The sequence below is a fragment of the Allobosea sp. P4_E12 genome, from assembly GCF_056401655.1.
Genome location: NZ_JBFUIY010000007.1, coordinates 146,254 through 158,839, shown reverse-complemented (window position 1 = coordinate 158,839; position 12,586 = coordinate 146,254). Strand labels below are relative to the sequence as shown.

The 12,586-nt window shown below is 65.7% G+C and carries 8 protein-coding genes; 4 read left to right on the top strand and 4 right to left on the bottom strand.

Annotation, left to right across the window (positions count from 1 at the left end; all coding sequences use genetic code 11):
- Positions 1–258 precede the first annotated feature (258 nt).
- Complete coding sequence (locus tag AC1DW9_RS11195) at positions 259–1,587, top strand: NAD(P)/FAD-dependent oxidoreductase (protein WP_441505915.1); 1,329 nt, start codon at positions 259–261, stop codon at positions 1,585–1,587.
- A gap of 142 nt (positions 1,588–1,729) precedes the next feature.
- On the opposite strand, the gene AC1DW9_RS11190 is transcribed toward AC1DW9_RS11195, so the two are convergent.
- From AC1DW9_RS11190 to AC1DW9_RS11175, 4 genes are all read right to left on the bottom strand, one after another.
- A complete protein-coding gene (locus tag AC1DW9_RS11190) occupies positions 1,730–3,160 on the bottom strand; it encodes an amidohydrolase (RefSeq protein WP_476776322.1) in 1,431 nt (476 codons plus the stop codon).
- Positions 3,161–3,392: 232 nt separating this feature from the next.
- Positions 3,393–4,172 carry an ABC transporter ATP-binding protein gene (locus tag AC1DW9_RS11185; RefSeq protein ID WP_476770952.1) on the bottom strand — a complete coding sequence of 260 codons (780 nt, stop codon included), beginning with the start codon at positions 4,170–4,172 and terminating at the stop codon, positions 3,393–3,395.
- On the bottom strand, positions 4,166–5,251 hold the full coding sequence (locus AC1DW9_RS11180) for a FecCD family ABC transporter permease (RefSeq protein WP_113515844.1): 1,086 nt from the start codon (positions 5,249–5,251) through the stop codon (positions 4,166–4,168). Before AC1DW9_RS11180 ends, AC1DW9_RS11185 begins: the two co-directional genes overlap by 7 nt.
- A complete protein-coding gene (locus tag AC1DW9_RS11175; protein ID WP_441505918.1) occupies positions 5,248–6,390 on the bottom strand; it encodes an ABC transporter substrate-binding protein in 1,143 nt (380 codons plus the stop codon). Before AC1DW9_RS11175 ends, AC1DW9_RS11180 begins: the two co-directional genes overlap by 4 nt.
- A gap of 233 nt (positions 6,391–6,623) precedes the next feature.
- On the opposite strand from AC1DW9_RS11175, the gene AC1DW9_RS11170 reads away from it, so the two are divergent.
- The 3 genes from AC1DW9_RS11170 (at position 6,624) to AC1DW9_RS11160 (ending at position 12,585) form a co-directional block, all read left to right on the top strand.
- Positions 6,624–7,409, top strand: a complete 786-nt coding sequence (locus tag AC1DW9_RS11170) for a class I SAM-dependent methyltransferase (protein WP_441505919.1) — start codon at positions 6,624–6,626, stop codon at positions 7,407–7,409.
- A gap of 545 nt (positions 7,410–7,954) precedes the next feature.
- Positions 7,955–8,740 (top strand): IclR family transcriptional regulator, encoded by a 786-nt coding sequence (locus AC1DW9_RS11165; RefSeq protein WP_441505920.1) that lies wholly within the window; start codon positions 7,955–7,957, stop codon positions 8,738–8,740.
- Positions 8,737–12,585 (top strand): hydantoinase B/oxoprolinase family protein, encoded by a 3,849-nt coding sequence (locus tag AC1DW9_RS11160; RefSeq protein ID WP_476776321.1) that lies wholly within the window; start codon positions 8,737–8,739, stop codon positions 12,583–12,585. The genes AC1DW9_RS11165 and AC1DW9_RS11160 overlap by 4 nt, the downstream gene beginning before the upstream one ends.
- The last annotated feature ends 1 nt before the right edge of the window (position 12,586 follow it).

Genomic DNA, 12,586 nt, shown 5'->3' with positions numbered 1-12,586 from the left:
ACTTCGAGGTGACGTTTCCAGCAGCCCCCGCTGCGCGGCACACATAGCGTCCGGAGAATAGTATTTTCAACAACCCGAGCGAGAAAGCCTAAATTTGGTAGATTTCATTCGTCTTTGGCGAGAAAAATAGAAAACTGTTCTCCGCCGGGCAAATCGCCGGAACCAACCTACTTGCGAGCGGGCGGTCATGGCGGCAAGTATGCGCAAGCTCCTGCCAAACGGGTTTTGACCAGCCCGCCTTGCGAAAGATCGCCGCCGATGACTGCTCCGCCCTCCGTCGCCTGGCCTCCCTCTCTCTGGGCCGCCACCGCCCAGCCTGGGCCTGTGCTCAGCGCGCTCCAAGGGGATGTCCAGACCGATGTCGTGGTGATTGGTGCCGGCTTTACCGGCCTCTCGACCGCGATCCATCTCCGCGAGAGCGGCGTCGACGTCACGATCGTGGAGGCAGCCGAGCCCGGCTGGGGCGCCTCGGGGCGCAACAATGGCCAGGTCATCCCGACGCTTGCCGGCCACGATCCCTCCGCGATGGTGAAACGCCATGGCGAAGCCGGCGAACGCTTCAACGCGGTGCTGCGCGACAGCGCTCAGTATCTGTTCGACCTCGTGCGGAAATACGATATCCCGGCAGAGGCTGAACAAGCTGGCTGGATCCAGCCCGTCCATTCGCCTGGTCGCTTCAAGCTCGCCGAAAAGCGCGTGCGCGAATGGTCGGCAATCGGGGCACCGGTCGAACTGCTCGATCGCGCCGCTGCGGCGGAGATGCTCGGGTCGGATGCCTGGTTCGGCGGCTTCTGGAATCGCACGGGCGGTCATATCAATCCGCTCGCGCTGACACGCGGACTGGCCGAGGTCGCGCTGAAGCTTGGCACAACCATCTATGCACGGTCTCCCGCCACCTCGATGAGCCATGCCAATGGCCGCTGGACGGTGAAGACCGCGCGCGGCTCGGTCACCGCTCGCGCGCTCGTGCTGGCGACCAATGCGTATACCGGCGAGTTCGAGCGCGATCTCGCCCCCGAGATCGCCAGCGAGGTCATCCCTGTTCTGTCCTGGCAGATGGCGACAAAGCCGGTCAGCGACAATATCGCCAAGACCGTCATCCCGGGCCGCCAGGCGATGTCGGACACGCATCGCGAACTCTATTTCGCCCGCTGGGACGCCCGCAACCGCCTTGTCACCGGAGGAGCGGCCGTGCTGCCGGGCGATGGCGGGGTCAATCTGCGGCCGCAGATCGCGGCACGGCTGAAAACACTCTGGCCGCAGCTCGGCGATGTCGAGTTCGACTATGTCTGGTCGGGCTATGTCGGGATGACCCCCGACAATCTGCTCCAGCCGCAGGTGCCGGGCTATCCGCGCATCCACCGTCTCGGGCCGGACGGCTTTGCCTGGGTCGGCTGCAATGGCCGGGCCGTTGCGCTGTCCATCTCGCTTGGTCGCGAGCTTGCCAGGGCGACGCAAGGCACGGCGATCGAGACGCTCGGCCTGCCCTTGTCCGAGCCAAAACCCCAGCCGTTCCGCGCGGTCGTGCGCCGGATCGCGCCGCTGGCGCTACCGCTCTATCGGCGGCTGGACGCGGCAGAGATCTAAGCACTCCTCGCACGAGGCTGGTGCGTGCGGCAGCACCCGCACCGATCGATCCGGAGCGCCGGCGCCATTTCGAACATCATCGCCCGGACGATGGCTCCGGGCGATCCTTGCTGAGCCAAAACGGCTCGTGGCCGATGCCCGCTCAATGAGCCGCCATGTCGAGCGGCGGTTCGATATCGTCGGTAATCGGGTTCTGGAACGGGTTCTCGGCGCGGAACGCAGCGAAATCAGCCTTGGCCGCCTTGAGCAGCGCCGGCTGGGACAGGACATCGACCGCGACGCCGGCCATGGCCTTGGCCGCAAGCGAGAGCCCCTTATGCGCCGCCGGCGCGAGGCCCTGGGCGACCAGCTGCCAGGAATGTCCGGGCGTGCCAACGGCATAGCAGGCGACGCGGCATTGCACGGTTGGAACGACCCAGCTCACAGTTCCAACATCGGTGGACCCCACGGAGAGGGCGGCGACATAGTCCAGCGGATAGATGTCGTCGCTGAGCGATTCCCCCTCCCGCACCGACAGACCGAAGCGGCCATAGGAGGCGCGGATATCCTCCTTCGAGAAGGACTTCTGGAACTCTGCGGCGAAGGCGCGGTCAGCGGCATCGAAACCCGGCCCGCCGAGCCGGATGAGATTGGCGTGCATCGCCTCCTCGAGCGGACGGTTGCCCACGAGGTTGGCATCGCCCGACAATTGCTGCGCAACGACGGAAGTCTCCGTCATCAGAGCGGCGCCATCGGCGATCGCCTTGACCCGCCGCACCAGGTCCCACATCTCGCTGAGCGTCCGGGCGCGGATCAAATGACGCACGGTCGCCTGCGCCTGCACGACATTCGGCGCGATGCCGCCGGCATCGATGATCGCGTAATGGACACGCGCATCGCTCGGCATGTGCTCGCGCATGTAGTTGACGCCGATATTCATCAATTCGACCGCATCGAGCGCACTGCGACCGAGATGCGGCGAGGCAGCTGCATGGGATGCACGGCCCCGGAAGGTAAACTCGACCTCGACACAGGCAAGTGAGATCGCCTTGCTGACGCCGGTGAATGAGGAGGGGTGCCAGCAGATGGCGACATCGACATCGTCAAACAGCCCGGAGCGCACCATGAAGCCCTTGGACGAGCCGCCCTCCTCGGCTGGGCAACCATAATAGCGCACGCGCCCCTTGATGCCCTTCGCAGCCAGCCAGTCCTTGACGGCAGTCGCGGCAAGCAAAGAGGCCGAACCGAGCATGTTGTGGCCGCAGCCATGGCCATTTCCCCCCAACATGATCGGGCGTTGCTCGGCGACGCCGGCCTCCTGGCTCAGTCCGGGCAGCGCGTCATATTCGCCTAGGATCGCAATGACCGGACCGTCCTCGCCCGACTCGCCGATCAGTGCCGTCGGAATACCGGCGACGCCCTTCTCGACACGGAAGCCCTCCTTCCCGAGCATCGCGGCGTGTTCGGCGGCCGAACGCTCCTCCTGATAATTCAGTTCGGGCACGGCCCAGACGCGGTCGCTAAGCTCGAAGAAAGCCGGACTCTTGGCATCCGCCAACCGCCAGATCTCGGCGGTGTTCTGCTGATCGGTCATATCCTGCTCCTGGCTCTTTCCTGCCCATGCCGTCGCGCGGCCGATCGTCCGGATCGGTGTCGGCGCGAACCTGCGTCTCGCTGTTGCGACCAAACGCCCAGCGCGACAAGCCGGCAAGAAGCATGAGCACGATCGGGTCATGCAGCCAGCGCAGGATCCCGCACGGGCAGGAACGCGCCCGGGCCGCCGGGCGTCAGAAGAGGACGACGTTGCCCGTCTGGACGGCCGATCCTTATGCGGCGTGGCGCGTGGAGCCCTCGACGACAACATAGGGCTCGCCGCTAGACAGGCCTTCGACGCGCGCCCTGACGCCATAGACCTCGTCCAGCAGCGACGGCGTCACGATCTCGCGCGGCGCGCCGATCGCGACCAGGCGCGTCTTGGCCAGGACAAGGACCCTGTCGGCGACGCGCAACGCCTGATTAAGATCGTGGATCGAGATCAGGACGCACATGCCGCGGTCCCGCGCCAGTCGACGCACGAGCGACAGCACTTCGAACTGGCGATGCAGGTCGAGCGCGCTCGTCGGCTCGTCGAGCAGGAGGATGTCCGGTTCGCGCGCCAGCGTCTGGGCGATCGAAACCAACTGGCGCTGACCGCCGCTGAGTTCCCCAAGCCCCCTGAAGGCGAGATCCTCGATCTCGAGATCGCGCAGCACGCAATCGATCCGCTTGAGCTCGTCATCGCTGACCGACCATGTCCCGCCCTGCTTGAAGGCGAGCAGGATCGATTCGTAAACCGTGAGCACTGCGTTCACCGCCGTATCCTGCGGCAGGTAGCAGGACAACGGCGCGCGGCGCCCGGGCACGGAGCTCTCGCCGGAAATGCTGACCTCGCCCGCCCCTGGCACAAGGCCGGCAATCCGTCGGAAGAGGCTCGACTTGCCGGCCGCGTTCGGGCCGATCACGGCAACGACCTCCCCGCCGCTGAGCAGCGGTGTGGTCACTTCGCTCAGAACGACCTTGCGGCCGTAACGGACGCCGACCTCGCGAAGCTGCAGGCCAACTACCATGACCGCTTCCGATTGGTCAGGATCAAGCTGAAGAAGAACGGCACGCCGATGAGCGCCGTTACGATGCTGATCGGGAAGATGAGGCCCGGTATCAGCGACTTGCTGACGACCGAGGAGGCCGAGAGGATGGCGGCACCGGCGAGCGCAGATGCCGGCAGGAAGAAGCGCTGATCCTCGCCGATCACCATGCGCGCGATATGCGGGCCGACGAGGCCGATGAAGCCGATCGTGCCGACGAAGGACACGGGCACAGCCGCCAGCAGGCTGACCAGCAGCATGATCTCCAGCCGCAGCCGCCTGACATCGATGCCGAAGCTTGCCGCCTTCTCGTCACCGAGACGCAGCGTGGTAAGGGCCCAGGCGCGGCGCATGAAGAAGGGCACGCACAGGACAACCACGGCACTGGTGATCGCAAGCTTGTTCCAGCTTGCCTTCGTCAGGCTCCCCATCATCCAGAAGACCACAGCGCCGAGCGCCTGCTCCGAGGCGAAGAACTGCAGCAATGCGAGGAGGGCATTGAAGGTGAAGACCAGGGCGATGCCGAGCAAGATCACCGTCTCGGTCGTCACGCCGCGGGACTGGCTGAGCACATGGATCAGCATGGCCGCCCCCATCGCCGCGATGAAGGCGTTCAACGGCACGATATAATCGACGGCGAACGGCAGGATGGCGACGCCGAACACGAGCGCGAGCGCCGCGCCAAAACTGGCTGCAGCCGATATCCCAAGGGTAAACGGGCTGGCGAGCGGGTTATTCAGGATCGTCTGCATCTGGGCGCCCGCCATGGCCAGCGAGGCGCCCGTCACAACCGCCATCAACGCCACCGGCAGGCGGATGTCCCAGATCACGACGCGCACGGCAACCGGGACGCTGTCCGGCATCACGAGCGCACGCACGACATCGGACGCCGCATAGCGGGCCGGGCCGATCATCAGGTCGGCAATGAAGCTCAGCAGCAGCAGCAGAAAGAGCCCGGCGAGGATCATGCGCCGGCGCGCGTTCAGGGCGCGATAGCTCGCCCGCCCCCCGCCCTCGCGCACCGCCTCGGCAGCGGCGCCAGATATTCCGATCTCGCTCATCCCTTGGCCTCGACGGTCACCCAGTAGCCGGGCTGGTAAGGCAAGGGCAGAAAGCGCTCATGCAGGGCCTTCAGTGTGGCGTCAGCATCGACATCCCTGAACAGGTCGGGATGCAGCCATTTCGCGATCTCCTGGATCGCGACGAACTGGTAGGGGCTGTTGTAGAACTGGTGCCAGATGCCATGGACGCGGCCATTCCTGACGGCGGCCGTCTGCGCGAAGGCGGGGCGGCGCGACAGCGCAGCGAGCTTGCGGCGCGCCTCGATCAGGTCGACGCCGGGGCCAAGGCCGACCCAGGCCCCACCCGGGACATAGGCCTCCCAATTGCCGCCGGTGACGATGACGACATCAGGATTGGCGGCGACGACGGCCTCGGCATTGACCGTACCGAAGGTCCCGGGGATCAGGTCGCCCGCAAAATTCTTCCCCCCGGCGATCTCGACCATCTTGCCGAAATTCTCGTTGCCGAACGACATGCAGCAATCGTCGGAATAGCCCCCGGCGCGCTCGATCATCACGACCGGCCGCTTCAATGCCGTAGCCTTGGCAAGACGGTCCGTCACCAGCGAGATCTGCTCGGCCCGGAACGTGATGAAGTCCTCCGCAAGCGCCTCCTTGCCGAAGAGCTTGCCGATCAGCCGCATGGACGGTTCGGTGTTCTGGAAGGGCTTCTCGCGGAAATCGACATAGACGACGGGAATGCCGACGGAGGCGAGTTTCTCGACCAGCTTGGCCTCGTCGCTGGCGATCTTCGCCTCGACATTCAGGAAGAGAACGTCCGGCTTCAGCGCTATCGCCTGCTCGACGTCGAATGCGCCCTCCTTCATGCCACCGAAATTCGGCAGTTTGGCAATCGCGGGATAGCGGGCGAGATAGGCCTTGTAGCTGTCGGGGTCGGCTTTCGGCAGATCGTCCCGCCAGCCGACGACACGCTTGAACGGATCGTCCCTGTCGAGCGCGGCGACGAAGTACATCTGCCGCCCTTCGCCCAGGATCACGCGTTCGACTGGCGCGTTGACCTCGACCGCCCGGCCGAGAACATCCGTGACCCTGACCTTCTCCGCGAAAGCAGGCAACGTCGACGCGATGAGGCCAATGGTCAGAGTGGCTACTTGAATAACCCTGTGAAGCAATGCCATCACGCCACCACCTAAACCTCGTCTGAGCTGGGCGGCTCGTATGAAATGACACAAGGTCGGTCAAGGCATATCTTTTAGAATACATCCAATCTACTTGATTAAACGAATTCTAAAGTGAAGAACAGACCGCTCATTCACAAAACTTCTCGGCGCGAACCGAAGGAAAGACTTGTGAGACGCAGCGCAGCGTGGTGAAAGGTGCCGGAAACGGACCAAGACAAGGCGAATGATCGATGTCGACCACGATCGCAAATCGCAGCCTGAAGGATGAAATCCGGGACTATTGGTCCATCAGGTCAGAGACATTCGATACGACGCCAGGCCACGAGATCTTTTCCCTGGAAGAACGGCGCGCATGGCTCGCGCTTCTGTCGCGGCACCTTGGCACCGATCAGGGGCGCCGGGCGCTCGACCTGGCCTGCGGCACGGGGGTGATCTCGCTGCTGCTGTCGGAACTCGGCTTTTCGGTGACCGGCCTCGATCTCTCCGAGGCCATGCTGGCGCGTGCCCGCGCCAAGGTCTCGGGCAAGGGACCGATCAAGCTCTTCCTCGGCGATGCCGAGAATACGCTGGAGCCCTCGGATAGTTACGACGCAGTAGTCACCCGGCATCTTGTCTGGACCCTGCCCGACCCGCCGGCCGCCTTCGCCGAATGGCACAGGGTACTCAAGCCGGGCGGACGCGTCGCGATCATCGACGCGGACACCATCAACACCCCACCGGACAGGCGGTTGATCAAGTGGCTCGCACGACTTGTCAAACGCCTGAGCAGGAATGTGCCGCCTCCCCCACCTTATGCGGACACCCATGCAAGCATCCTGTCGCGCGTCTATTTTTCTGATGGGTGCCGCCCCGATGCCGTCGCCGAGTTGCTGAGGCAGGCAGGGTTCGAGGACGTCGTCGTCGACCGCGACCTTGGCCCGATCCACCGCGCCCAGGGTCGCTTCATGCCGCTCTTCCAGCGTCTCGAGCGCGCAGCGCAAAACCGCTTCCTGATCTCCGCACGCAAGCCGTCCTAAGGTGATTACCGCCTCCCCCGCACAGACGGACCTGGCAGGCGAAGGCGGCGGCATGCCCTGCGCCGCGTCCTGAGACGCGCCGCATTCGCCCCGACCCGGGCGAGCCAGCATCGTCCGAGCCCGCAACCTCAACATGAATGGCGGCTCGCCGCTCCGCGCCGCAGTCCGGCGAAAGGCTGGAACAGCGCCGCCTTGCGCAGTCGCTTGCCTCTCCGATCTGGCCGACGCCCGGTTGTGCGCAGCCTCGTCGTCGAACTCCCTTCCCTGGCATTCCTGGTCCTGTCGGCCTGACCGGGCTCGGCAAGGAAGCTTGACCTGCACCGGATCGAGCGCTGGGCGGGTCGGACTGCCTGCAGCTTCAACGGACGCACACAAGCCAATCAGGCAGGACCGCCGTTGATCCGGCACTCCAGGGCCATAGCGCCTCGTCCGAGCGCATTCCACCCTCAATCCTTAACGCTTGTTGACTCTTCGGTCAGGCGCGATATTGTTCCTGTTATTGCAACTCAAGTTCCATTTTATGGAACTTTTCTGGACTCACCCGGATGTCCATTCTGTCGGCGGCCGTCGATGTGCTCCGTTGCTTCTCCAGCACGCGTCACGATGTGACGGTGACGGATCTCGTTTCCTTGCTTGGAATGCCGAAGAGCAATGCGTCGCGACTGCTGCGGGCGATGCGCGACGAGGGGCTGCTGGAAACGGTCGGCGACAGCAAGCGCTACCGCCCCTCCCTGCTGCTCAATCAGGTCGGCCATATCTACCGCTTCGCCGCCTCGCTGATCGACCGGGCCGATTCCGTGATCGGGCGCATCTCGGACGAGGTCGGACATACCGGCTATATCAGCGTGCGGCGCGGCACCGACATCGTCGGCGTCACGGCCCATCCCGGACGGCACGCCCTGCGCGTCGTCACGTCGATTGGCGATCGAATTGCCGCCTTCGCGTCCAGCACCGGCCGCGCCCTGCTCGCCCGCCTTCCCGACGACGAGGTCCGCCGCCTCTATGCCGGCGGTTTCGAACCGCCGTCCGATACAGCCCCGCAGGGCCTCGACGAACTCCTGGCGCGGCTCGCCGTCACACGACGCGAGGGCTACGCCGAATCCCATGACGAGGCGGTCAGGGGCGTGCGCGCCATCTCGGTTTCGGTCGGCGATCCGAGCACCGGCGACGAAGTCGCGCTCTGCATTTCCTTCCCGGCAGCGACCGTCACGCCGGAGGAGCGCCTCGCCATTATCCGTTCTCTGGGAGAAGGCGCCGCCGAGATCGCGGCGCTGACCCGGGACCCGCTTTTCTTTCCCCTACATCCCTCAATCGCGGAGACAGCTCCATGAGCAATCGTTGGCGCATCGGCTTCGATATCGGCGGCACCTTCACCGATTTCATCCTTTATGACGGCCAGGAGCGCTCGGTCCTGCTGCACAAGCGCCTGACCACGCCGCATGATCCGTCCGAGGCTGCCCTGATCGGCCTTGGCGAACTGACCGAGATGGCCGGCATCACGCTGGCCGATATCGGCGACATCGTGCATGGCACAACGCTGGTGACCAACGCGGTGATCGAGCGCAAGGGCTCCAAGCTCGGCCTGATCACCACGCGCGGCTTCCGCGACATCCTCGAAATGGGCACCGAGCAGCGCTATGACATCTACGATCTGTTCCTGACCTTCCCGGAGCCGCTGGTCTCGCGCGAGCTTCGTCTCGAAGTCGCGGAGCGTATCGACCGCGACGGCAAGATCGTGACGGCGCTCGATGCAACCGCGGTGCGTGCAGCCGCCAGCGAGCTGGCCGCTGCCGGCTGCGAAGCGATCGCGATCTGCTTCCTGAACAGCTACCGCAACTCCGCCCATGAGCAGGAAGCCGGCCGGATCGTCCGGGACGCCTGCCCCGAACTCACGGTCTCCCTGTCGAGCGAGGTCGTCGCCGAAATCTGGGAGTATCAGCGCTTCGTCACCACCGCGGCGAACGCCTATGTCCAGCCACTGATGCGGCGCTATCTGGAACGGCTGGAGCGCGAACTCGCAGCCCGCTCGTTCACCGGCTCGCTGCGGTTGATGCATTCGGCTGGCGGCCTGGTCTCCCCCGAGACCGCTCGCACCTTCCCGATCCGCCTGCTCGAAAGCGGCCCTGCCGGCGGCGGCCTTGCGACAGCCTTGTTCGGCGAGCTCGCCGGCCACAAGGACGTCATCTCCTTCGACATGGGTGGCACCACCGCCAAGGCCTGCATGATCGAGGACGGCCGCGCTGAGATCGCACCGATGCTCGAAGCCGGTCGCGTCAACCGCTTCGCCAAGGGCTCCGGCCTGCCGATCAAGGCTCCCGTCATCGACATGATCGAGATCGGCGCCGGAGGCGGCTCGATCGCCGCCATCGACGAGGTCGGCCTGCTCAAGGTAGGCCCGCACTCGGCAGGCTCCGACCCCGGCCCGGCCTGCTACGGCATGGGCGGCACCAAGCCGACCGTCACCGACGCCAATCTGGTGCTCGGCTATTATGATCCGGGCTTCTTCCTCGGAGGACGCATGGCGCTCGATCTCGCGGCCGCGCGCAAGGCTGTTGCCTCGGTGGCGGAGCCGCTCGGCCTCTCCGTGGAAGAAGCAGCCTGGGGCATCCACAAGGTCGTCGTCGAAAGCATGGGCGCCGCGGCGCGTGTCCATCTCGTCGAGAAGGGCAAGGATCCGCGTCACTACGCCATGGTCGGCTTCGGTGGGGCGGGCCCGGCGCACGCCGTCGATGTCGCCCGCGTGCTCGGCGTCCGGCAGGTCATCATTCCGCCGGCCTCCGGCGCGGCTTCGGCGCTCGGCTTTCTCGCCGCGCCGCTCTCCTTCGACATGGTGCAGTCGCTGCCGGTCGAGTTCTCGGAGGGCTTTGACGCCCAGGCCGTCAACACCGTGCTCAGCGAGCTGGAGGCGCAGGGCCGCAAGCACCTGCTCGAGGCCGGCGTGAAGCCAGCCGACATCACGGTCGAGCGCTCGGCCGATATGCGCCTCGTCGGCCAGATGCACGATATCGCGGTGACGTTGCCGGCCGGCACGATCGATACATCGAGCCTGGACGCCATCCGCGCTGCCTTCGCCACCACCTATTCGGCGCGCTACACCTCGGTCTACGAGGGCGCCCGTCTCGAGGCGATCAACTTCCGCGTCCGCTGCGCCGGTCCGGTGCCGAGCCTCTCGCTCTCCGGCGCGGCCGGCGGCGGCGATGCCGGCACCAAGGTGAAGGGCAATCGCCAGGCCTGGTTCGAGAGCGGCTGGAGCGAGGCGACCGTCTATGATCGCTACGCGCTGCGGCCGGGCGACTCCATCAAGGGTCCCGCGATCATCGAGGAGCGCGAAGCGACGACCATCGTTCCTCCCGGGGATACGGTTGCGATCGACCAGGTACTTAACCTGCTGGTCAGCGTCGGGCGGGCCAGCGCCGCCGAGACCACGATCAGCGCCGACATGCCGCTGGCTGAGGCCGCGCGCCGGATCGAGGCCGACCCGATCTCGCTGGAGATCATGTGGAGCCGCCTCGTCAACGTCGTCGAGGAGATGTGGCTGACCGTCTGCCGCACGGCCTTCTCGCTGGTGATCTCCGAAGCGCAGGATTTTGCCTGCGAGCTGCTCGACCCCGAGGGCGAGACGCTGGCTCATTCGCCACGCGCCATGCCGGTGTTCAACCTGACCCTGCCGCGCGCCGTCAAGGCGCTGCTCGAGCGCTATCCGGCCGACACCCTGAAGCCCGGCGACGTTCTGATCACCAATGATCCCTGGCTCTGCGCCGGCCATCTCTTCGACATTGCCGTGGTCACGCCGGTGTTCCTGGGCGACCGCGTCGTCGGACTGATGGGCACTGTCGGCCATGTCTCCGATATCGGCGGCACCAAGGACAGCCTCAGGGCCCGCGAGATCTACGAGGAAGGTTTCCAGATCCCGCCGATGAAGCTCTACGAGGCTGGCCGGATCAACGAGACACTCGTCCGCCTGCTGGGCGAGAACGTCCGCAATTCCGAGCAGGTTCTCGGCGATCTGCACTCGTTCGTCGCGGCCAATGCGATCGGCGCCGAGCGCCTGCAGTCCTTCCTGAGCGATTACGGCATGCAGGATCTGCGCGCCCTCGCCTCGGTGGTGCAGGACCGTTCCGAGAAGGCCATGCGCGAGGCCATCGCCGCGTTGCCGGACGGGACCTATCACGGCACCGTCTCGAACAACCCGCTCGGCACGCCGATGACCTATCCGCTGGCGCTGACGGTCAAGGGCGACACGATCCATCTCGACTTTGACGGCGCCCCACCGCAGCTGCCGCAGGGCGGGCTCAACTGCACCCTGAACTACACAATGGCGCATGCGACCTACCCGCTGAAATGCATGCTGACGCCGAATGTCCGCGGCAATGCCGGCTGCTATCGCGCCTTCTCGATCGACGCGCCGAAGGGCTCGATCCTGAACTGCGACAAGCCGCTCGCGGTCAACCTGCGGACGCGCACCGGCTGGTACATCGCGCCGAACATCTTCCGCGCCCTGTCACAGGCCGCTCCGAACCAGGTCCAGGCCTTCACCGGACTACCGGTGGCGGCGAGCGTCTATGGCCGGGACCAGGCGGGTGATACCTATTCCGACATGCTTTTCGTCGGCGGCGGCCAGGGCGGCTCGGCCCATGGCGACGGCAAGTCCGGCCTTCTCTATCCGACCTCGGCCGCCAACACCTCGATCGAGACCTTCGAGGCGCGCGTGCCGGTGCTGGTCGTGGAGAAGACCTATCTCACCGACTCCGGCGGTGCCGGCGAGCATCGCGGCGGCCTCGGCCAGCGCGTCCGCCTGCGCAAGCTCTCCGATGACGGTCTCCCGACGCTGGTCTCGCTCTATCCGGAAGGCGTCAACAACCCGATCCCGGGCCTGTTCGGCGGCAAGGCCGGCGGCGGAGCATCAGGGCGGGTCATCGATGAGCAGGGCCATGTCCTGAAGGATGTCGGGACGGGCGACCTCGTCCAGGTCAAGCATCCCCATGAGATCGTGGAACTCGTGCTCGCCGGCGGCGCCGGCTACGGCGCGGCGGCGGAGCGCTCCCGCGACGCCATCGCCCGCGACATCGCACTCGGCCTCGTCTCACCGGAGGCCGCCAAGCGCGACTACGGGGTCCAGACCGGCCATGCGACGCACGACGTCGGCGAGGCCAAGGCCGGCATCCTTGTTGCCTGAC